The following is a 22,246-nucleotide window of genomic DNA, read 5'->3' as shown; positions in this document are numbered from 1 at the left end:
TGCGAGGTCAAATGCGATGCAGTCTGTCCCGAGGATTCCGGTATCCATCATCATTCCGAACTACAATTACGCGCGTTTCCTCAAACGCAGCATCGATAGCGCCCTCGAGCAGGACTACGCGGATGTCGAAGTCATCGTCGTCGATGATGCCTCGCAGGACAATTCCACGACAATCATGGGATCATATGGGGACAGGATCCGCGCCTGCCCGCGCGCGCGAAATGGCGGGCATGCGGCGGCGTTCAACACCGGGTTCGCGGCAAGCTCGGGCAAGATCGTCCTGTTCCTCGACGCCGACGATTTTCTTTATCCGACCGCCATTTCCAGGATCGTCGACACCTGGGATGCGGCAACCGCCCAGGTGCAGTCAAGGCTGCATATCGTCGACGAACGACAACGCATCAAGGACGTCTTTCCGCCGCCCGAACTGCCCTTCGACAGCGGTGACGTCATGCCGAAACTCCTGCACAAGGGCCGCTATCAGACGACTGTGACCAGCGGGCTGGCCTTTGATCGCACAACCCTCGAATCGATCATGCCTATACCGGAGGCGGAGTTCCGCCAGGGCGCCGATGGCTACCTTGTAACGCTGGCGCCCATGTACGGACACGTCCAGTCCATCGACGAATGCGTCGGCGCCTACCGGATCCACGGCGCCAACCATTCGGTGTTCGGTGAAAAGCTCGCCGAGCGGGCACGCTGGCGGGTAACCCACGACTTCCGCCGCATGCAGGCGCTGTCGGACCAAGCCTCCGGGATCGGCCTGACCATCGTCCCGTCGGAGGCTGTCCGCCACGATCCGGTCCACCTGGAAGAGCGGCTGGCGTCGCTGTGCGCGGACAGGCGCCGGCACCCCGTGGCCAATGATTCCCGGCTGGCGCTTGGGGCGGCGGGCGCCGTCGCCAGCCTCGAAATGACCGCGTCGCTGCGCCGGCGCGCCGTCCTTGCCGCCTGGTTCCTGTCGGTCGGGGTGCTGCCGCGGAAACTGGCGACGGCGGTGGTGTCGTGGAAGCTCGACGCATCGTCTAGACCGGCATTCCTGAGCCGTCTGTCCAAGACCATTCGCCACGCAATGGGGTAGAAGACCGTCGCCCGAAGCGGAGCGCATATCGCTCGACAGTTGGCGGGACAGCGCCCCCCTCTGACCTGCTGGCCAAGGACTTGGGTTCCTCGCCCCACGAAAGTGGGGAGGCGCGGCAAAGCCGCGACGGAGAGGGGACTGCGCCTGCAAAGAAAGACCCCTCTCCGACCGCTTCGCGGCCACCTCTCTCCCCCCGCTTCGCGCGGGGCGAGGAACCCAAGTTCTGTCCGGCAGGACAGAGGGGGGCGCGAAGGATTGCCACCCTTTGACTTGATCGGTTTTTTCCAAGCTTCGGTCGCCCTACTGCCCCGCGCGCAGCCTGACCACGGCACTGCGCGCCGCCAGCACCAGCACCGTGATGATGATCAGGATCACCGAGAGGGCGGCGATCGCCGGGTCGATGTTGTCGCGCAGGCCCATCCACATCAGCCTGGGCAGCGTGATGGCGTTGACCGAGGTGATGAACAGGGTGACGCCGATCTCTTCCCAGGACAGCACGAAGGACAGCAGGGCGGCAGTGACGATGCCGAATTTGATGTTGGGCATGATGATGCGGGTGGCGCGTTCCCACACGGTGGCGCCGAGACCGCGCGCGGCAAGGTCGATGCGCCGGTCGAGCTGGCTGAGCGACACCAGGATCAGCACCGTTGCGAAGGGCACCGTCATCACCGCATGCGCCATGGCGACACCGAGCCAGGTGTCGTAGCCGAAGAACGAAGAGACCCCGGAGATCGAGGTCAGCAGGAAGTAGAGTGTGATCGCCGAGACCACCGGCGGCACCACCATCGGCAGCAGCACGAAGCCGACCAGCGCGGCCGTGAAGCGCGGCTGGAACATCCACACGCCGAGGCTGAAGCACAATGCCAGCACGGTGGAAAAGGCGCTGCTGACGACGCCGATCCTGATCGAGAGCAGGATCGAATTGATCCAGCGCGGATCTTCGATCAGCGCCCGGTAATGACGCAGCGACAATTCGCCGGACGGCATCGCCAGCATGCGGGTCGGCGTCAGCGACACCGGGATGACGGCGATCAGCGGCAACAGCAGGAACAGCGCCACCAGTGCGGCGAGGATCAGCGAGACGGGGCCGGGGCGGTAGGTCGGCATCAGATCAGCTGCTTCGGTCTGACATAGCGGAACAGCAGCGCCATCAGCGCGCCGACGAACAGCACCAGCACGACGCTGATCGCCGCCCCCAGCCCCCAATCCGGGCTCTGGAAGATGCGCAGATAGATCAGCTCGGCGACCATCACGCTGCGGCCGCCGCCAAGGATCGCCGGCGTCACGAAGAAGCCGAGCGAAAACACGAAGACGATGAGCGCCGAGCCGATGATGCCGGAGCGGGTCATCGGCACGAACACCGACCAGAAGGTGCGCATGCGGCTGGAGCCGAGCCCGCGCGCCGCCAGCAGCACGCGGTCGTCGAGGCTGCGCATCGAAGACGCCAGCGGAAATACGGCGAAGGGAATGAGGAAATGCGTCATGCCGACGATAACGCCGAATTCGTTGCGCACCAGCGTCAGCGGTTCCGAGATGAAGCCGATCGCCTGCAGCCAGGTGTTGAACAGGCCGCGATTGGAAAGCAGCGCCACCCAGCCGAAGGCGCGCGTCAGCACCGAGATCCAGAACGGCACCAGGATGCAGAACTCGGCGATCACCCGCTGCGCCGGCGTGCCGCGCACCCACACCACGGTGATGGCGTAGGCGGCGGCAACCGAAACAATCGTGACGATCGCGGCGATGCGCAGCGTGCGGACAAACACCGACTGCACCAGTGGGTCGCTAAGCAGCGTGCCATATTGCCCGAGCCCCGGCTCGGGCAGGGTGAAGCTCCAATTGACGACGCCGAAGAATGGCCAGGCGTAGGAGGCGCCAAGGAACAGCAGCAGCGGCGCCATCAACAGCGCCGCGCCCATCCTGTCGGAGAGATATGCTTTCATCTCGGCTCCGGTTATCCCGGTCTATCAGGCGGAGATGATCTTCGTGTATTCGTCGAGTGCGGCCCCGTAGTTCTTGGCGTACCACTCCATGTCGAGCGGGATCTGCTTCTTCATGTTTTCCGGGTCGACCGGGTTGATGCGCTTCTTGTCGGCGGGGATCAGCGCGTCGGTGGCCGGATTGGCCGGGCCCTGGCCGAGCTTGTCGAACATGATCAGTTGCTTCTCCGGATCCTGGGCGCTGGCAATGAACTTCATCGCCGCGTCCTTGCCGCCGGGATTGCCCTTGAGCACGGCGAGCGCGCCGGGCGAGATCAGGCCCTGGTCCCAGATGAACTTGATCTTGCCGCCGGAATCCTGCTCGATCAGCGAGGCTCGCGTCGACCAGACGATGGCCATCGAAGCCTCGCCGTCGAGCAGCACGCTCTGGCTTTCGGCGCCGCCGCCCCAGTAGGCCACGACGTTTTCCTTGAAGGCGGCGATCTTGTCGTGCGCGCGCTTGAGGTCGAGCGGGTAGAGCGAGGCCGGCGCGATGCCGTCGGCCAGCAGTGCCGCTTCCCAGCTCGACACGCCCCATTTGTAGAGCGAGCGCTTGCCGGGGAATTTCGTCACGTCGAAGAAGTCGGCCATGCCGGTCGGTGCCTGGCTGCCGAATTTCTCGGAATCGTAGGCGATGACATAGGAGAAGAAATAGGTCGAGGCGGCGTGCTCCCAGCCGAAGCCAGGCCGCATCTTGTTCTTGTCGACGATCGAATAGTCGATCGGCTCGAGCATGCCCTGCGCGCCGAGCGTGATCGCCGAGAACGGGTCGACGTCGACCAGGTCCCAGGTCGGGGCGCCGCTCTTGAATTGTGCGGCGATCGCACCCTCGGTCGGACCGGAGCCGTCCATCTTGACGGTGATGCCGGTCTCCTTGGTGAAGGCCTGGCCATAGGCCGCGTCATAGGCGGTGATGGCGTCGCCGCCCCAGTTGACCAGCACCAGTTCCTTGGCTTGCGCGAAGGCGCCGGTCGAGCGCAGCAGCATCGGCGTGCCGGCCAGCACGAGCGCAGCCAGCTGCGTGAACTGTCGGCGCGAGATCTCGCCGCGCACCGCCCTTGCGGACAGCGTCTCGATGGCGTGTTTCCTGGTTTCGCTCATCTCTGAATTGTTTGTCATGTCAGTTCCCCTTTTTTTGTCGTTGATATTTCCCGAAAGCCAGCCTGGCGAATTTCAGCTTCGCCACGCCGATCGTCATTGTCCTCCGTCCGGAAGGAGGAACCCTTTTTCCGCCGGCCATGTCAGCCATACGGAATTGCCCTTGCTGAGTGCCGAAGCGGCGACCTCGTTCGGTACCGAGACCGTCACCTTGGCACCTTGGCGCGTGGTGAGATCGAGCCGCGTCGCAGCGCCGAGATAGGTCGAGGCGACCGCAGTCGCGGCGATGCCGTTCTCGCCGGCTGTCGCTTCGGGGGCGATCGACATGTATTCGGGCCGGATCGCCAGGATGGCGTTGCTGCCGACGGCGCTTGCATTGCCGCGCAGGGTGATGGTGCGGTCTTCGCACAGGCCGGTGGCGCCGTTGTCGGCGTTGCGCACGCCCTTCAGCGGCAGCATGTTGATCTCGCCGAGGAACTCGGCGACGAAGCGGTTGGCCGGCCGGTCGTAGACCTCGTCAGGCGCCCCGACCTGCAGTAGCTTGCCGTGGTTGAAGATGGCGACGCGCGACGATAGCGCCAGCGCCTCGCTCTGATCATGGGTGACGAAGACGAAGGTGGTGCCGGTTTCCTGGTGCAGCCGCTTCATCTCGGCCTGCATCTGGCCGCGCAGGCCCTTGTCGAGCGCCGAGAACGGCTCGTCGAGCAAAAGCACACCCGGCTCGAACACCAAGGCACGCGCCAGCGCCACGCGCTGCTGCTGGCCGCCGGACAATTGCGACGGCAGTTTCTTCTCGTGGCCCTTCAGCCCAACGCGCTCGACCATCTCACTGACGCGACGCTTGATCTCGGCCGCCGACTTCTTGCGCACCTTGAGCGGGAAGGCGATGTTGGCCTCGACGCTCATATGCGGGAACAGGGCATAGCCTTGGAACACCATGCCGGCAGCGCGCTGCTCGGCCGGCCGCTCGGTGATATCGACGCCGTCGCTGTAAAGGCGGCCGTCGGTCGGCTGCACGAAACCGGCAAGGATCATCAGGAAGGTGGTCTTGCCCGAACCCGACGGCCCGAGCAGGGTCAGGAACTCACCGCGGCCGATATCGAGCGTCAGATCGTCCAGTGCACGGAACGAGCCGAAGCTCTTGCCGATCCCGATTGCCTTGATCTCTGCGGCACGGCCGGGTTGTTGCATCCTGCCTTGTCCTCAATGCTGATTGAAATCGTAGGCAGGGCGGCGGCTCACCGCAACCGAATAGTTTTCGCCTGACCGGCAAATTTGATTCATCTATTGTCGACGCGGGAGAGGCGAGCGGGACGCTCGAGCTGCCAATCTCCCCCCGTGTGGGGGAGATGTCCGGCAGGACAGAGGGGGGCGCTGTCCCGCCAGCCTATCAACTATTTGGAGCTGCCCATCGTGGTTTCAGAGTTGCTGCAAAAGGTAGCGATCCTTCGCNCCCCCCTCTGCCCTGCCGGGCATCTCCCCCACGAGGGGGGAGATTGGCGCTCCATCGTCCCGCTCAATACGGATGGATTCTGTTCTCCGACAGTTTCGACCTCAGCCACCTCCCGAACGTCTCCAGCACCGGATGCGCCGCCTTGGCATGCTCGGAAACGAGAAAATAGGAGCGTGGCGAACTGATTGCGATGTCGAAGGGGCGCACCAGCCTGCCTTCGCTCAGCGCCCGGCGGCTGGTCAGCTCGTCGCCCATGGCGATGCCCTGGCCGGCGATGGCAGCCGAAAAGACCAGGTTCATGTCGGAAAAGAAAATGCCGCCCTCGGTGTCGGGATTTTCGACCTTCGACAGCGCCAGCCAGCGCGCCCAGTCCTCGGTGTCGCCGAGATGCAGGAGATTGGCGCGCAGCACGTCGGCCGGCTTGGAAAACCCGCCGATCTTGTTGAGCAGCGTCGGGCTGCACAGCGGCGTGAACGAGATCTCGCACAACAGCTCGACCGCCCGGTTCGGCCAGTTGCCGACGCCGAAGGCGATGAAGGCGTCGGCCTCGGCATTGCTGACGTCGTCCAGCCGCCGCGGCGTCAGGATGCGCAGCGCGACATCGGGGTACATCTGCCGGAATTCGCCGATGTGCGTGCACAGGAACAGCGAGGCGAAGCCCGGCGTGCAGCTGACGCTGAACGAGCCGCCGACGCCGGTGCCGGCATGGCGCGTTACCGCATCGCCGAGCACCGTCAGCGCCTTGCGCACGTCACTGGCGTAACGCTGGCCGCGCGGCGTCAGCGCCACGCCCTTGCCGATGCGCTCGAGCAGGTCGAAGCCGAGATCGCGTTCGAGCAGCCGCAATTGATGACTGACCGCGCTGCGGGTCAGATGCAGTTCGTCGGCGGCGCGCCAGACGCTGCCGTGGCGGGCGAAACTGTCGAGGGCGCGCAGCGCCTGAGTCGAGGGAATTCTCAAGAGGTGAACCGAATTTGCATGAGCCGGGAAAACATATCACTTTTTGGCGAGGCGCTTCACTGCTTTCTTTGACCGATGGAGGATCCGGTGACGAACTCGGCTCAAGCGACCGCGCTTGCCTGTCTGGACGATATTCAGCCGTCGCTGTCGGCATGGACGCGGACGATCTTCGATTTCGGCGAGACCGCCTGGCGCGAATACCAGTCGGCCGCCTGGTATGTCGAGCGTCTGAAGCATGAGGGTTTTTCGGTCGAGGAAGGCTCCGGCGGGATGCCGACCGCCTTTTGCGCCCACTGGACCAACGGCACCGGGCCGACGATCGGCATGTATGCCGAGTATGACGCGGTGCCGGGCAATTGCCAGGACGCGGCGACCGTCAAGCGACCACGCCCGGGGCTCGGCGCTGAGGCCGGCGGCCACACCGATCCGCATTCCGGACTCGGCGTTGCCAGCCTGGGCGGGCTTTTGGCGACCAAAGCGGCGATGCAGCGCCACGGCATATCAGGCACGCTGCGCTTCACCGGCGAGCCGGCGGAGAAGGTGCGGGGGTCGAAGCCGATCCATGCCGCAAAAGGCTACTACGATGGCCTTGCCGGCATGATCTCCTTCCATCCTTTCTACATGCTGCCGCTCTGCAACACGGCGCGCTGGGACACCCATTGCGGCGCGGCCTATGCGATGATTTATCGCTTTGTGTGCGATGAACCCGAAAATTGGGTCCGCGCAAACGATGGTGCACCGATTCCGCAGGCGCATTCGGCGGTCAGGGCGCCCGGCGCCAACGACGCGCTTGTCATGATGTACATGGCGTCCAAAGCGCTGCGCGATTCCATGCTGCCGCATCAGGGCGGCTGGTCGATCAGCGAGGCGATCCTGACCGCGGGCCAGGCGACCGCCGACAATCTGCCGGCCGGACTGGCCGAGATCCAGTACATGATCCGCGTGCCGACGATTGCCATGGCCGAGCAGGTTGTCGCCGTGCTCGACCACAACGCGGAGGCCGCCGCCAAGATGAGCGGCTGCCGCCACGAGCGGCACTGGGTGTCGAAGTCGCGGCCGGGGCTCGCCAATCATGCCATGGCGGGTATTGCCTATGAGGCGCTGTCGACCGTCGGGCCGCCGCGCTGGGACGAGACGGCCAAGGCGATTGCCCGCGAAATCCAGGTCAATGCCAGCGGTGCGGCGACCGACGAGCCGTTCATCGCCGAGTTGGAGCAGCTGATTGCGCCTGAGGAGGCGGAGGCGTTGCTGCGCCGCGACTTGCCGCCGTCGCAACTGAATTCCACCTCCGATGATTACACCGACATGTCGTGGCAGACGCCGACGGCGCGGTTCTACGTCGCCCGCCCGGCGCTGCGTTCGCAAAACGGCCAGGCGTATCCGTCCTGGGCGATGAACGCGCTGGGCGGCATTTCCGCGACGATCGATCCGATGGTCACCTGCGCGTCGAAGACGATTGCGTTGGCAGCCCTTCGCCTGCTGGAAGACAAGGCGGCCCGCGATGCGGCGATGGACGAATTCGTCGCCCGCACCGGCGGCGGCATTGGTGGCGGCAATTGGCTGGCGCCGCTCTGCGACTACGAACCGCCGATCCATTTCCGCTGGCCGGAATATGTCGCCACCCCGCGCGGACGGGACTGGTGGATACCAAGCAACCGCAAGCCGCGTGATCACTCGAAGCCAGGAGAATGCCATGACCGTCCATGACCGCATCGTAGCAGAACCGTTTTCATTGCAGCGCCGCAATCCGGCCGGCGGCACCAAGCCATTGACCGCCTGGGGCTTTGCCAACGAGACCGACGTCCTGACCGACGTGCTGCTCGGCTCGCCGAATTTCCTGCGCCATCTCTCGACCAGCTCGCTGTCGCGCAAGCATCTGCGCGAGGCGCCGTGCAACGTCCAGATCGCGCAGGCGCAGCACAAGGATTTGGTCGCCGCCTACGAGCATTTCGGCGTCAACATCCACTGGCACGAGCCGACGCCGGAGCTGCCGATGCAGGTCTATTCGCGCGATTCCAGCGTCATGACGCCGTATGGCGCCATCATCACCGCGATGTCCCAATGGTGGCGGCGCGGCGAGAATTATGCGGCGATCCGCACCTATGAGAAGCTTGGCATTCCGATCTACGACATGGTCACCGCGGGCACTTTCGAAGGCGGCGACTTCAACGTCATCGAGGACGGCGTGGTGCTGATCGGCTGTGGCGGCGCCCGCACCCAGGAGGAGGGCGCGCGTCAGGTCCATGCCTGGTTCGACAAGGAGGGCTGGGAAACCCGCATCGCCTTCATCGACGAATATTACGTCCATATCGATCTGATGGTGGTGCCGATCGCCGAGAAACTGACCGCCGTCTGCCTCGCCTGCACCGAGCCGGGCATTGTCGACTGGCTGAAGGGCAAGGGCCACGAGATCATCGACGTGCCGTTCCAGGACACGATGGCGCTCGGCTGCAACTTCATGTCGCTGGGCAAGGACCGGGTGATCGCGCCGACCTCGAGCCAGACGCTGATCGGTCAGCTCAAGGCGCGCGGCTTCGAGGTGGCGGCGGTCGACATGAGCGAGATCTCGAAGACCGGCGGCGGCATCCACTGCATGGCGCAGGCGCTGAAGCGTGTGCCGGGCTGAAATCCCGAAAAACAGCCACAGAGTTCGGCGTTGAAGTTTTAATATCAAGCGTTGGCGCCGCCCCTCATCCGCCTGCCGGCCCCTTCTCCCCGTATAATGACGGGGAGAAGGGGCTGGCCGCAGCCTAAAACGTAATCTTCACCGAAGCGGCGCTGCGGTTGGCCGGCCCGTGAAAGACGGCCTCGATGTTGTTGCCGTCGGGATCGAGCAGGAAGGCGGCGTAGTAACCGGGATGGTAGTGCTGCCGCTCGCCCGGCGCGCCGTTGTCCGCGCCGCCGGCGACGAGGCCGGCCTTGTAGAAGGCGTCGACCATCGCGCGGTCCTTGGCCTGGAAGGCAAGGTGGTGGCGGCCGGTCAGTTGTCCGTTGGCCGCCCGGCTGTCGATGCTGGAGACGAACAGCTCGTCGGCCCAGAAATAATCCTCGGCGCTGCCGCCGATGGGAACATCGAGCACCTTTAAAACCGCCTCGTAGAAGCGCCGGCTTGCCGTGAGATCGCTGACCACCAACTGGACGTGGTCGATGAGACGGCCGCGATGAAGTTCCATGCCTGATAGCTCCTGATCGCCAGGTTGGAAATCTAGCCCAGGACGGCGCACGGTCAATGCAATGGACAATCGAGTGGGCAATGGAGCAATCGAGTGGCGCGATTTCGCGACTGGATAAAAAATGCAACCGGATTGTAGGATTGGAAATGTCGCCGTCGTCCTTCGGACGCAAGCGGCGTGACGAATCTCGAAAGAAGTCGCGCCGTGTCCAAACGATCTCGGGAGAAAAATATGCGCATTTCCTATCGGTGGGTCATCGTCGCGGCTGGCGCCCTGATGACCTGCGTCGCCCTCGGGGCGATGTTCTCGCTGGCGATCTTCCTCGAACCGATGGCGCTCGACACGGATTGGTCGCGCGCCGGCATATCGAGCGCGATGACGCTGAACTTCCTGGTGATGGGCCTCGGCGGTTTCGCCTGGGGCGCCATTTACGATCGCTACGGCGCCCGCATCGTCGTGATGACAGGGGCGGTGCTGCTCGGGCTGGCGCTGGTGCTGGCCAGCCGCACCGGCTCGCTGCTTGTCTTCCAGATCACCTATGGCGTGCTCGTCGGCCTCGCGGCAAGCGCCTTTTTTGCGCCGATGATCGCGCTGACCACGGCGTGGTTCGACAAGAACCGCAGCCTTGCGGTTTCGCTGGTTTCGGCCGGCATGGGCGTGGCACCAATGACGATCTCGCCCTTCGCGCGCTGGCTGATCTCGGCCTATGACTGGCGCACCGCCATGCTGGTCATTGGTATCGCGGCGTGGGCGCTGCTGGTGCCGGCCGCATTGCTGGTGCGCCAGCCGCCCAAGCCTGCCGCTGACGACGCCGCCTCCGATCTTGCCGCCGACGATACCGGCATGTCGGTTCCACAGGCGCTGCGCTCGCCGCAATTCATCGTTCTGGCACTGACCTTCTTTGCCTGCTGCGCGGCGCATTCCGGGCCAATTTTCCACATGGTGAGCTATGCGATGCTGTGCGGCATAGCGCCGATGGCGGCGGTCAGCATTTACAGCATCGAGGGCCTGGCTGGACTGGGCGGCAGGCTTTTATACGGCGTGCTTGCCGACCGGCTGGGGGTCAAGCCGGTGCTGATTACCGGTCTGGCGATACAGTCGGTGGTCATTGCAGCCTATCTTGCGGTCAGTGAGCTTGGTCAATTCTACACGCTCGCCGTCATCTTCGGCGCCACCTATGGCGGCGTGATGCCGCTCTATGCGGTGCTGGCGCGCGAATATTTCGGCCAGCGCATCCTCGGCACCGTGTTTGGTGCGGTTACCATGCTGTCCAGCATCGGCATGGCTTTCGGCCCGCTCGCCGGCGGCATGGTGTTCGACGCCTATGCCAGCTATTCCTGGCTGTTCATCGGCTCGGCCCTTGTCGGGCTCGGCGCGGTGGCGGTGGCGATCGCCTTCCCGCGGCTGCCGCGCAGGGAATTGCAACCGGCTTAAGGATTGGCGGAGAGGGGAACGCAGGGGGTCGAAAGCGGACATCGGCTATGCCGGCTTTTGACCCCCAGTTACGAGGCTTCCATCGCCCACGATGGGAGTTTGCTCTGCGAGCTCAGGTCTGTGCAGGACCCGAGTTCTCATCCCTATTAGCGATCGATAATGCTGCAATGCAGCACGGTCGCGCCAACGTGAAGTGTGAGTAAGTCCGAGATTCGGTCAAAAACTGTCAAAAATAGCCAGATTCGGGCGGTTTTCGCGCATTTCTCAGGCCGTGCCTCACGCGACTATTTCAAACGCGTTAACATTTTGTGTTGCGACGCAGCATTTTTTTCCTATCGTCGCGCTGGGGCATTTGATGGCGTGAAGAGACTCCGTGGTGTTGAGGCAATCTGCAATCTCGTGGGCCCACTGGCGGGGGATGGCGCAGAGCCATTTGGTCGCTCCGCCCGAACCTCCGCAGCCCGCGCGAGACGCAGCGCTTTGAGCGAAAACGATCAGCCGCATTGCGCAGGCGCCGCTGTCCGCAGAGTGAGCAGCGGCGACCCGCGGCAACGATGTCATCGGAGACATCTAACTGGCGGAAGCGGCCGATGAGACGCGACACGCAATTGGACGCGCTGAGGGCCATCGCCGTGACGATGGTAATGTATTCGCATTTCTTTGCGGCGGGAGGGTCTTCCTTCTGGGGCCACATCGGCGTGCGACTGTTCTTCGTACTGAGCGGCTTTCTGATCACGCGGCTTCTTCTGGACGCGCGCGCGGCCGCTGAATTCGAAACCGCACCCGCACTCAAATCCTTCTACATCAGGCGGGCGCTGCGTATATTCCCTCCCTACTTTGCCGTGTTGGCTTTCGTTTGGCTGGTCGACCTGGAGCAGTCGAGGGGATCGCTGGTCTGGCATGCGCTTTATCTGTCGAATTTCTGGTTCGCGCTGCGCAACGAATGGACGCCTTGGGTGCTCGCCCATCTTTGGAGCCTGAGCATCGAGGAGCAGTTCTATATCGTCTGGCCATTGATCGTTTTGCTGGCGCCGCTCCGGCGTCTTCAGTCGATCTGTATCGGCGTCATCCTGCTGTCGTTGTCGTATCGCTTTTATTGGCCGATCACCGGAAGTCCCGACCTCGCGCGCGACCTGCTTCCGCCAGCATCGATGGACGCGCTGGCGTCAGGTGCGCTGCTTGCAGTCTACCGAACCAGAACCGCTGTCTTGCCTCAGTGGCTGCGATTTGGCTGGCCGGCGCTCGCGGCCGCCTTTTTCGTCCTGCAGTGGTTTGCTCCGACGCCGGCAAATTCCGTGCAGGAATGGGGCCGCTGGCTGCTCTTGGAAGTCCTGCCTCTCGCGCCGCTGGTCGTGGTCGTTGCGAGCTGTTCCTCCGGCATTGACGGTTATCGGGGGAAGTTTCTCAACCTGCCACCGCTGCTGGCGCTCGGCCGCATCAGCTACGGGGTTTATCTCTACCATCCCATCGTCCTGTCACTCGCGGTCATGTCCCAGCCCTGGATCCCGCTCAACGTCTCTGAGCAAGGGCCGGGGCGATTCCTGGTTGCGGGAGCGGCGACCATCATTGTGGCTTCGGTCTCATGGCTGCTTTTCGAAAAGCCGCTCAACAGCCTCAAGCGCTACTTCCCCTATGCTACTCCAGGAACTGGCGCCGTCATCCTGACAGGTGTCAAATCGAATGACGCCGGGTGGCTTGGAAGGACAACAGGAGCTTATTTCAGCGGCCCGCTCGATGGCCGCAAAGCATCCCTGGCACGCGACCTCCCGCGAACGGATCGGAGCTGACCATGGCAGCTCCCTTGGTGTCCGTTCTGCTGCCGATCTATAATGCCGGACCTTTTCTGGCAGCCGCGCTCGCCAGCATCCTGCGGCAGGATTACGATCGCCTGGAGATCATCGCGACCGATGACGGATCGACGGATAATTCCCTGCAGATCCTGCAGAATTTCCGCAAATCTGACAACCGCATCTCCATCGTCTCACGCGAAAACCGGGGCCTCATCGCAACCCTGAATGAAGGGCTGGCGGTGGCTCGGGGTGATCTGGTCGCCAGGATGGACGCCGACGATATCGCCTATCCCTGGCGCCTATCGCGTCAGGTCGCACTCTTCAACCGGCGGCCCGACCTCGCCCTGTGCGGCGCAGGTGTCGATTTCCTGCTTGGCAACCGCATCGTCAAAGGCCTGCCTGATCCAGCTCTTCAGGAAAATATCCTGGGCATATTGTCAATGTTCTTCACGATATTCATGCATCCTACAGTAGTTTTTAATAGGAACGCCATAAAGGACGGCGATCTATATTACGACGAGAGCTATACCCATGCCGAAGATTTCGATCTCTTCAGACGGCTTACCGACCGTTACCCAGCGGCTATGATCCCCGAAAACCTGATCGCCTATCGTATCCATGGCGACAGCGTGACGAACCGGCACAAGCGGGAGATGCGAAGGACGCATTTGAAGATCGTGGCCGAAACCCTTGAGCGGGAAGGCCTCGCGCCAAACGCGCGGGACCTCCGCGACATCGGTGATGCTGCCTCAATGGACACGGTCCGCCGTGCCGCCGATTGGATGCTTGCGCTGCAGGAGAGGATTTCCGGACTGCCGGCGGAAACGAGGCCGAGCTATGAGGCCGGCACGCTGAACCTGTTTTATTTCCTCTACCAACTCATAGGCGATGAGATGCAACCGCTGTTGACGCATGAGTTCCTGACGCGGACTGCCAAATGGGACCGCATTCGGCGTCGCGAGCGGTACGCATTGCGTGCCGGCGCCTACGCGCCGCGGTTCAGTCTCGTCTCGATGTCGGCGACCAGGCAGGTAGACGCCTTGTCGCGGTACTTGCAATCCGTGCCGGCCGCGGCGGTTCTGCCTTCCCTTGGGTCGAGCTAGAATGACAGTCAAATCCCACCAGCCTCTGCAGCACAGTCGCTCGAGTATGCTTGCGCCCATTTCGGCCGATCCCCGGCCGCAGCACGGCCCCGCACCGGAGGTCAGCTTCATCGTCTGCACGCGCAACCGCGTTGCGGTGCTCGAGCCTTGCATCAAGTCGATCCAGGCTGCGTGCCGCGCCCATCCTGCCTTCGCGGCCGAACTCGTGGTTGTCGACAACGGATCGACCGACCGCACGGCAGAACGCCTGGCCAGCATCGCCGAACTGTCGGACATCCCATTGACGGCTGTTTGCGAGCCACGACGCGGATTGGCGGCGGCCCGCAACGCCGGTCTGGCGCGTGCACGGGGCCGTGTGCTGGTCTTCGTCGATGATGATTGCCAGGTCCATGGCGACTACCTCAGTGATTTGCAGCGACATTATGGGACCGGGGAACGGGTCGTCCGGGGAGGCCGCGTCGAGATCGGCGATGCCAGGGATCTGCCGTTCACGATCAAGCGATCGTTGGTCCGCGAGCGGCTTACATCGGATGTTCATCCCGGCGGTTTTGTGCTCGGCTGCAACATGACGATGCACCGCGATGCTGCTACCCGTATCGGCCTTTTCGACGAGCGGTTCGGCGCAGGCGGCCCGCTGCGCTCCGCGGAAGATACGGACTATCTTGTGCGAGCGGTGCTGCTCGGAATCCCAGTCGAATATGTGCCCGACATGACGATTTTCCACCATCACGGCCGGCGAGATCGCAAGGCCATCGAAAAGCTCCACCGCGACTACTGCCTGGGCAATGGCGGGCTGTGCCTGAAACATGTTCGCCATGCGCCTTGGCTGCTTCGCCATTTCTACTGGGCCGTGCGATCGGCTTTCCGGGAATTGGTGAACGGGCCTCGGTTCGATTGCGAACTCAAGCTGTCGCACTGGCCGATCGTCGTCATGAATCTGCTCGGCGCGGCCAAGTTCGCGGTTCTTTTGTTGGCGAGACGCCCAGAGGCGCCGCAAGTGCGGCAGGATCAACAAGCACAGGATCAACGGGCAAATGCCCAGGCGAGGGTGAATACGCCGTAATGCGACTGGTACCGCCGAGCCTGCCGATGCTGCGCCGCGCGCTTGGAAGTAAACAACTGCGGCTGCTTCCTGCCGTGGTGATGCTGGGTCTTGCCAGCGCGGCCCTTGAAGGCTTCGGCATAGGCCTGATCATCCCCTTGCTGGGCATCATCATGGGGCAGGGGGATCAAACCGGAATGGCCGGCTTTTCTGCCGTGTTCCAGCATTTCGGATCTGACCTGAGCGAGCGCGACCGGCTGATCGTCATCTCGGCCGCTATTCTCGCCTCGATCGTCCTGAAGAACGTCTTCGCCTTCGCAAACACGCTGCTGACGACCTTCATCTATGGCAAGGCCAGCCATTCGATCCGCAGCGCACTGTCGGAGCAGTTGCTGCGGGTCGGTTATCCATTCTTCCTGCAGCAAAGTCCCGGACGGCTGCTCAACATCATCTCCAACGAATCCTGGCGGGCATCGGATGCGATCCAGCTCATGCTGACGGCCATCGTCAGCGCATCGGCCGCAATCATTCTGCTGGCTTTTCTGCTCCTGCTTTCATGGCAGATGACACTGTTGGTCACGCTCGGGTTGGTCGTCGTTCAGATCGCGCACGCCGTGCTGTCAGCCAATTTGAAGGCGCCGAGCCGCAGCGTCGCCTCGCGCAACAGCGATCTTGCATCGCAGATGCTCCACCTCGTGCATGCCGGGCGTCTGATCCGCATTTTCGGACAGGAGAGCCGCGAGAAGGCGACATTCGATCAGGCGTCGGACGCGGTTCGCCGGGCAGCTTTCGTCCTGCTTACGCGTCAGGGCGCGTTGCCGCCGCTGACCGAGGTTCTCCACGCGATGCTGTTTCTTGCGGTGGTGATCGGCGCCTGGTTCGTGGGCGTGAGTTTCCCGCTGATCGTCGCGTTCGTCATCCTGCTCTACAGGCTGCAGCCGTATATGCGGGCCCTGCAAATGGCCTGGAGCCAGCTGCAAGGCTTGAGCGGATCGCTTGAAGAGGTGGTCTGGATGCTGGACCCGACCGACAAGCCCGAACCTCCGCGAGGACACCGACCGTTCCAGGGCTTGGCGCAAGGGATCAAGTTCGATGACGTGACCTTTACCTATTCCGGCAAGCACCAGCGTGCCGTGGTGCTGCATTCGGCGGCATTCGAGATCCGCAGCGGCCGCTCGACGGCGCTCATCGGCCGCTCAGGCGCAGGCAAGACGACGATCGTCAATCTCCTGTGCCGCTTCGTCGAGCCTGATGCCGGTAGGATTCTCGTCGATGGATCACCCCTCGACCAGATCGATCCCAGCCACTGGCGAAGGCATATCGCACTTGCCAGCCAAGATTTGGAACTGGTGGATGGCACCATTTTTGAGAACATAATCTACGGGCAGGACGCAGCCTCGGCCGGCGACGCCCAGCGTGCTGCAAAGCTGGCCGAAGCGCATGAATTCATTGAACATCTGCCGCAAGGCTACCAGACGGTCGTCGGCTACAGGGGCGTCAATCTTTCAGCGGGACAGCGGCAGCGGATCGCACTGGCGAGAGCATTGGTGCGCGATCCCGATATCCTCATCCTGGACGAAGCCACCAATGCGGTGGACGGGCTGTCGGAAGCGGCAATCGTCGAGACCTTGAAGTCGAGGGCAGGCCGCCGCACGACCATAGTGATCAGTCATCATCACAGCACCATCTCATTCTGCGACGACGTGGTGATCCTCAGCGGCGGTCGCGTGAAAAAGCAGGCGCCTTTCGCCGCTCTGGCGACGCTCAGCATGGATGAGCTTTACCAGCATGAATCAATGGATTGATGAGGGATTGCGATTCTGCTTGCCGCGGTCGCCTTCCCGCCGCAGGGAATTGCAACCGGCGTAGGGGGGCGGGCCGGCTGCGCGGCGGTCTGCAGCACGAAGTGCTCGGTTCAACGTGCGTATTCACTCGGCCCGGCGCGAAAAATTTGTCGCCGCAGCCTTGCCTCGTCGTATCGGTCGCTTCCTCGATTGCGGTTCGGATGCCGCTGTGCGATCCGGTGTCGCGACGTTTCCGACGAGCGATGCGAGCTCGGCCTCGCTGAGCGTCTCGATCTCGAGCAGCTTGCGCGCCGTCTTTTCCAGCAGATCCCGTCGCTCGGTGAGGAGCCCGACGGTTCGCGCGAAAGCTGTGTCGACGATGCTGCGAACTTCCGCGTCGATAGCCTCGGCGGTGGCCTCGCCGTAATCGTGCTCGCGCGGACCGCCGGCAAGTGGGTTGGGGCTCAGGAAGGAGCGCTGGTCCTTTTCCAGCGCCACATGGCCGAGCCTTTCCGACATGCCGTAACGCGTCACCATGGCGCGGGCGATATCGGTCACTTTGGCCAGGTCATCGGCGGCCCCCGTGGACAGATGCCCGAACACGATCTGCTCGGCCGCCCTGCCGCCGAGCAGCACCGCCATCTTGTTCTCCAGTTCCTCGCGCGTCATGAGGAATCGGTCCTCGGTCGGCCGCTGGATCGTGTAGCCCAAGGCGCCGACGCCGCGCGGGATGATCGATACCTTGTGCACGGGATCCACCCCGGGCAGCGCCATGGCTACCAACGCATGGCCCATTTCGTGATAGGCGACGACGTCGCGTTCCCTCGGGTTCAACAGTGGGGCAAGCAGCACGAGACATGGAAATCGCAGCGTAAAGCGGCCTGGCGCGGGCAGACCTATAGCGGCTCGGCCGACCGCCGCACGGCTAGTCGATGCGCTGTCGCTGCTTGCCACGGCGGGCCAGGACATTGGCGACGACGAGCAGCACGATTGACAGTGCCATCATCAGCGTCGCGGCGGCGGTGATTGCCGGGCTCAGCTTCTCGCGCAGGCCGATGAACATCTCGAGCGGCATGGTGCGCTGATTGGCGCTGGCCAGGAACTGCACCACGACGACCTCGTCGAACGAGGTGACGAACGCAAAGGCCGCCCCTGACAGCACGCCGGGCAGGATCAGCGGCAGCATCACCCTGAAGAACGATGTGATGGGTCTTGCGCCGGAGATGGCGGCGGCGCGCATCAGATTGCGGTCGAAGCCGGAGAGGCTCGCCCCCACCGTGACGACGACGAAGGGGCTGGCGAGTGCGGTATGCGCCAGGATGATGCCGGCATAGGTGCTGGCGAGGCCGACGCGCGCATAGAACAGATACGAGCCGACGGCGGTGATCACCACCGGCACGATCAACGGCGACAGCAGCAGCGGCATGACGATGCGGCGGCCGGGAAATTTTTCGTCGGAAAGTGCGATCGCCGTCAACGTGCCGAGTATCGTTGCGATCAGCGTCGTCCCGAAGGCAACGATCAGGCTGTTGCCGATGGCTGCCTGCCAGCGCTGGGTTCCGAGCACGACCTCGTACCAGCGCGTCGAAATTCCCTCCAGCGGAAAGATGAAGAAGGCGCCGCTGTTGAACGACAAGGGAACGGGAATGAGGATCGGCACGAGGAGGAACAGGATCACCATGCCGCACCACAGCCAGAGCAGGGTGATGCGGATTCTTTCGCCTGTCGTTGGATAGGGAGACAGCAACATGGCTACACCAGCTTGAGGCGGTCGAGGCCGAGGATGCGGGCGAAGATGCCGAACATCGCCAGGGTGAAGACGAGCAGGATGAAGCTGAGCGCCGCCGCCATCTCCCAATTCAGTTCGACATTGACATAGCTGGCGATGAAATTGCTGATCAGCTGGTCGCTGGCGCCGCCGATCAGCGCCGGCGTGATGTAATAGCCGAGGCAAAGGATGAAGGTGAGCAGGCAACCGGCCATGACGCCCGGAAAGACCTGTGGAAGGTAGACGCGGCGAAAGGCGGTGAACGGTTTTGCGCCGAGCGAATAGGCAGCCTTCATCTGCGAGGGCTGGATGGTGCGCATGACGCTGTAGATCGGCAGCAGGGTGAACGGCAGCTGGATGTGGGTCATGGCGATGATCAGGCCGATGCGGCTGTACATCAAATCGAGCCGGTGGTCGGCGACGCCGAGCCACAGCAGCAGGTCGTTGACCAGGCCGAATTTCTGCAGCAGCACCGTCCAGGCCGCGGTTCGCACCAGGATCGACGTCCAGAACGGCAGCAGCACCGCAACGATGAGGATGGCGGCGAGGCCCTTGGGCACGGAGGCGATGAGATAGGCGAGGGGGAAGCCCAGGACCAGCGTGGCCAGCGTCACCGCTGCGGCGACCAAAAATGTGCGCATGAACACCTGCACGAAGATCGCCTGTTCGGGTGGCACTCTTTCGATGCCGCCATCGGCATTCCAGCGCAGATCAAGCGCGCTCAGCAGATAGAACGACGTGACGCTATGGGTGCCGCTCTCGATGACCGGCCATGTGCCCGGCGCCGACCAGAACGGCACCGCTTTCATCACCTCCAGCGGCGGCCTGTCGGCAGCCTCCAGTTGACGCACCGTCTTGAGCACCTGGCTGCGCGCGCCGGGCAGGCGAGCGTTGAGGCTCTTGGCGAGTTCGTAGGCGGTGCCCTTGGCCTGGTTGCTGCGGAGATCGGCGGCAAGGGCCAAGAACGCAGCGTCGTCGGGCAGTCCGGTGCCGCTCCAGCCGCGCAAGGCCTGACTGGTCTGCGGCAAGGCGTCGGCAATCGTCGGATCATAGACGGCGCGCGACAGAAGCAGGACGATCGGGATGCCGAAGCTCAATGCCAGCAGCACGAGCAAAGGTGCTGCCAGCGTCAGCGATCGCAGGTGGTCGCCGAGATCGGCGCGGCGAAGTGCTGCCGCAACCGACTTTGCTGCGCCGGAATCGGCGGCCGACCAGTCGCGGCTTGCCCGCGGCCGGTCCAGTTTCGTGGGCTCGAGCGCCGACATTTTCCCTACTGCGCGAGCCAGGCGTTGAAGCGCTTGACCAGATCCTCGCCATAGTCGCCCCAGAATTCGGTATCGGCGACCAGGTAAGCGGTCATGTGGTCGGGTGCGTTCGGCAATTTCGGCAGGGCGTCCGGCGCGACGAAGGAGGCCGCATCGATGCGCACCGGCCCGTAGGTGATGTAGCTGGCGAGCTTGGCGTTGATTTCCGGCTGGCTGATATAGGCAAGGTATTTGTAGGCCAGATCCGGGTTCTTGGCGCCCTTCGGAATGGCGATCATATCATATTCGAGGATCTGGTTGTTCCAGACGATCTTGAACGGCGCCCCGTCCTTGTCGATGGCGTTCTGGATACGGCCGTTCCAGGCGGTGGTCATCACCACTTCCTTGGATGCGAGGAGCTGCGGCGGCTGTGCGCCGGCATCCCACCAGACGATGTCCTGCTTGATGGTGTCGAGCTTCTTGAAAGCGCGGTTGACGCCTTCGGGGGTTGCCAGCACCTCGTAGACATCGGCCGCCGCGACCCCGTCGGCCATCAGTGCCCATTCGAGGTTCTGTGCCGGAAACTTGCGCATCGCGCGCTTGCCCGGAAACTTCGTCGTGTCGAAGATGTCGAGGACCGAGGTTGGCGCCTCCTTCAGCACGTTGGGGTCATAGGCAAGGACATCGCCATAGGCGTCGAGACCGACGCCGCAGTCGAGCGCCGAACCTTCGATGAACTTTTCACGCGGGGCGATCCTGGAATAGTCGAGCCGCTCGAGAATGCCGGCGTCGCAACCCTGCAGCACGGTCGCGGTCTCGACCGTCACCAGATCGATCGGCACGTTGCCGGTATCGACCATCGCTTTGACCTTGCCGAGATCGCCAAGATATTCCTGCTCGACGATCTTGATCCCGGTTTCCTTGCTGAACGGCTCGAACCATGCCTTGCGCTGGGCATCCTGCCAGGCGCCGCCGCTGGCCATGATCGAAAGCTCTTCCGCGAAAGCGGCATTTCCCATGGTGATGAATGCTGTGGCTGCCGCGAAGGCGAACAGCCGGGCTTTTGTGATTTTCATTGTTCTTATTCCCCTGTTTTCGAGATGGAACCGCCCGTTCCGGCATCGGCCGGAAAGGCGCGGCAGTCGGTGGGCGCGCAGGAAACCGTGACCGGTTCCCCGTTGCCCATGGTCGCTTCGGGGCCGACCTTGACGGTCAGCAGCTGGCCGCTTTCCAGCCTGGCCAGAAGGCGCTGGTGGTCGCCGAGATAAATGCGGCCATCGACCGTGGCGGCTAACGCATTTGCTCCGTTCGAAGCGGGCGCAAGCTTCAACCGTTCCGGGCGGATGGCGACATGGCAAGCCACGCCTTCGGCGACGCCGATGGCCAGCGCGGAGACCGAACCGCCGCCGTGCAGCGCGACGCGGCACTCCTTGCCGGAGACGCGCTCGACCTTGCCTTCCAGCGTGTTGTTCTCGCCGATGAAGCTGGCGACGAACGAGCTCTCTGGCGTGTTGTAGAGATCGTCGGGCGAACCGAGCTGGGCAATCCCGCCATTGTTGAATACGGCAACGCGGTCCGACATGGTCAGCGCCTCGCTCTGGTCGTGCGTCACATAGACGATGGTGACGCCGAGCATGGTGTGCAGCTGCTTGATCTCGATCTGCATGTGCTCGCGCAGCTTCTTGTCGAGCGCGCCGAGCGGCTCGTCCATCAGCACCAGGCTTGGCTCGAACACCAGCGCGCGGGCAAGCGCGACACGCTGCTGCTGGCCGCCGGAAAGCTGTGCCGGCCGCCGGTCGCCGAACTGCCGCAGCCGCACCATATCGAGTGCGCGGCCGACGCGGGATGCAACGTCCGCCTTGGTGATCTTGCGGACCGAGAGCGGGAAGGCGACGTTCTCCTCAACGCTCATGTGCGGAAACAGCGCGTAGTTCTGGAACACCATGCCGATGTTGCGTTCGTAGGGTGGCAGCCTGTCGACCGACCGGCCTTCAAGCGTAATGACGCCGCTGGTCGGCCGTTCGAACCCGGCAAGCATGTTGAGCGTCGTCGTCTTGCCCGAGCCTGAGGGGCCGAGAAGGGTGAGGAACTCGCCGCGCGCCACGCTGAGATTCAGCCGTGTTACCGCGAAAGTGCGGCCGTCATAGGATTTCTCGACATCGACGAATTCGACAAATCCCTGCCGGCGGGCGCCTGGTGCCGCAGCGGCACTATCGGTTGACAGGACTGTCGCTTCGGCGATCACGAACGGAAATCCGTTGAGCGGCGGCAATGGCCGCTTGTCGAAACGAGGTGGTGCTTGCTGTGCATGTGTCGGTCTCGCATGACGCTGGCCGCGCA

At 63.4% G+C, this 22,246-nt stretch carries 18 protein-coding genes and 1 pseudogene; 8 read left to right on the top strand and 11 right to left on the bottom strand.

Features of this window, described 5'->3' with window-relative positions; all coding sequences use genetic code 11:
- Positions 1–16: 16 nt before the first annotated feature.
- Positions 17–1,081 carry a glycosyltransferase family 2 protein gene (locus M727_RS0126055; RefSeq protein ID WP_027155095.1) on the top strand — a complete coding sequence of 355 codons (1,065 nt, stop codon included), beginning with the start codon at positions 17–19 and terminating at the stop codon, positions 1,079–1,081.
- 300 nt (positions 1,082–1,381) lie between these two features.
- On the opposite strand, the gene M727_RS0126050 is transcribed toward M727_RS0126055, so the two are convergent.
- The 5 genes from M727_RS0126050 to M727_RS0126030 form a co-directional block, all read right to left on the bottom strand.
- Positions 1,382–2,188 carry an ABC transporter permease gene (locus M727_RS0126050; protein WP_027155094.1) on the bottom strand — a complete coding sequence of 269 codons (807 nt, stop codon included), beginning with the start codon at positions 2,186–2,188 and terminating at the stop codon, positions 1,382–1,384.
- Positions 2,188–3,021, bottom strand: a complete 834-nt coding sequence (locus M727_RS0126045) for an ABC transporter permease (protein ID WP_027155093.1) — start codon at positions 3,019–3,021, stop codon at positions 2,188–2,190. The genes M727_RS0126050 and M727_RS0126045 overlap by 1 nt, the downstream gene beginning before the upstream one ends.
- Positions 3,022–3,045: 24 nt before the next feature.
- Positions 3,046–4,158: an ABC transporter substrate-binding protein gene (locus tag M727_RS0126040; protein WP_027155092.1), complete on the bottom strand. Its 1,113-nt coding sequence runs from the start codon at positions 4,156–4,158 to the stop codon at positions 3,046–3,048.
- 93 nt (positions 4,159–4,251) lie between these two features.
- Positions 4,252–5,346 carry an ABC transporter ATP-binding protein gene (locus M727_RS0126035; protein WP_027155091.1) on the bottom strand — a complete coding sequence of 365 codons (1,095 nt, stop codon included), beginning with the start codon at positions 5,344–5,346 and terminating at the stop codon, positions 4,252–4,254.
- A 325-nt stretch (positions 5,347–5,671) separates the two neighbouring features.
- On the bottom strand, positions 5,672–6,568 hold the full coding sequence (locus M727_RS0126030) for a LysR substrate-binding domain-containing protein (protein WP_027155090.1): 897 nt from the start codon (positions 6,566–6,568) through the stop codon (positions 5,672–5,674).
- A gap of 75 nt (positions 6,569–6,643) precedes the next feature.
- Here M727_RS0126030 and M727_RS0126025 point away from each other — a divergent pair, with 75 nt between their 5' ends.
- The gene (locus tag M727_RS0126025) at positions 6,644–8,275 is read left to right on the top strand and encodes a peptidase M20 (protein WP_027155089.1); all 1,632 of its coding nucleotides are present in this window, start codon (positions 6,644–6,646) and stop codon (positions 8,273–8,275) included.
- Positions 8,262–9,194, top strand: coding sequence for a dimethylarginine dimethylaminohydrolase family protein (locus M727_RS0126020; protein WP_027155088.1), 933 nt, complete (start codon positions 8,262–8,264; stop codon positions 9,192–9,194). The genes M727_RS0126025 and M727_RS0126020 overlap by 14 nt, the downstream gene beginning before the upstream one ends.
- Before the next feature lie 124 nt (positions 9,195–9,318).
- Here M727_RS0126020 and M727_RS0126015 read toward each other — a convergent pair whose 3' ends face one another.
- Complete coding sequence (locus M727_RS0126015; RefSeq protein WP_027155087.1) at positions 9,319–9,741, bottom strand: VOC family protein; 423 nt, start codon at positions 9,739–9,741, stop codon at positions 9,319–9,321.
- 231 nt (positions 9,742–9,972) lie between these two features.
- Here M727_RS0126015 and M727_RS0126010 point away from each other — a divergent pair, with 231 nt between their 5' ends.
- The 5 genes from M727_RS0126010 to M727_RS0125990 all read left to right on the top strand — a co-directional run bounded on the left by M727_RS0126010 (position 9,973) and on the right by M727_RS0125990 (position 16,915).
- Positions 9,973–11,175 carry an MFS transporter gene (locus M727_RS0126010; RefSeq protein WP_027155086.1) on the top strand — a complete coding sequence of 401 codons (1,203 nt, stop codon included), beginning with the start codon at positions 9,973–9,975 and terminating at the stop codon, positions 11,173–11,175.
- 590 nt (positions 11,176–11,765) lie between these two features.
- A complete protein-coding gene (locus M727_RS0126005) occupies positions 11,766–12,962 on the top strand; it encodes an acyltransferase (RefSeq protein WP_027155085.1) in 1,197 nt (398 codons plus the stop codon).
- A gap of 2 nt (positions 12,963–12,964) precedes the next feature.
- Positions 12,965–14,068 (top strand): glycosyltransferase, encoded by a 1,104-nt coding sequence (locus tag M727_RS0126000; protein WP_027155084.1) that lies wholly within the window; start codon positions 12,965–12,967, stop codon positions 14,066–14,068.
- Between the two features lie 46 nt (positions 14,069–14,114).
- The gene (locus M727_RS0125995; protein WP_051505747.1) at positions 14,115–15,131 is read left to right on the top strand and encodes a glycosyltransferase; all 1,017 of its coding nucleotides are present in this window, start codon (positions 14,115–14,117) and stop codon (positions 15,129–15,131) included.
- On the top strand, positions 15,131–16,915 hold the full coding sequence (locus M727_RS0125990) for an ABC transporter ATP-binding protein (protein ID WP_027155082.1): 1,785 nt from the start codon (positions 15,131–15,133) through the stop codon (positions 16,913–16,915). The genes M727_RS0125995 and M727_RS0125990 overlap by 1 nt, the downstream gene beginning before the upstream one ends.
- A 123-nt stretch (positions 16,916–17,038) precedes the next feature.
- Here the strand turns inward: M727_RS0125990 and M727_RS0125985 are convergent.
- From M727_RS0125985 to M727_RS37535, 5 genes and pseudogenes are all read right to left on the bottom strand, one after another.
- Positions 17,039–17,731, bottom strand: a pseudogene (locus M727_RS0125985) (cell division protein FtsH); the annotation flags it as partial.
- Between the two features lie 88 nt (positions 17,732–17,819).
- Positions 17,820–18,644 carry an ABC transporter permease gene (locus M727_RS0125980; protein WP_027155080.1) on the bottom strand — a complete coding sequence of 275 codons (825 nt, stop codon included), beginning with the start codon at positions 18,642–18,644 and terminating at the stop codon, positions 17,820–17,822.
- Positions 18,645–18,646: 2 nt separating this feature from the next.
- Positions 18,647–19,927, bottom strand: a complete 1,281-nt coding sequence (locus M727_RS0125975; RefSeq protein WP_027155079.1) for an ABC transporter permease — start codon at positions 19,925–19,927, stop codon at positions 18,647–18,649.
- Positions 19,928–19,932: 5 nt separating this feature from the next.
- Complete coding sequence (locus tag M727_RS0125970) at positions 19,933–20,982, bottom strand: ABC transporter substrate-binding protein (RefSeq protein WP_051505746.1); 1,050 nt, start codon at positions 20,980–20,982, stop codon at positions 19,933–19,935.
- A gap of 5 nt (positions 20,983–20,987) precedes the next feature.
- Positions 20,988–22,130 carry an ABC transporter ATP-binding protein gene (locus M727_RS37535; RefSeq protein WP_036263524.1) on the bottom strand — a complete coding sequence of 381 codons (1,143 nt, stop codon included), beginning with the start codon at positions 22,128–22,130 and terminating at the stop codon, positions 20,988–20,990.
- Positions 22,131–22,246: the final 116 nt, after the last annotated feature.

It is taken from the genome of Mesorhizobium sp. WSM2561 (assembly GCF_000513915.1).
GTDB classification, from domain to species: Bacteria; Pseudomonadota; Alphaproteobacteria; order Rhizobiales; family Rhizobiaceae; genus Mesorhizobium; species Mesorhizobium muleiense.
The sequence above is the reverse complement of the archived record's forward strand: the minus strand, read 5'-3'. Positions and strand labels throughout refer to the sequence as shown.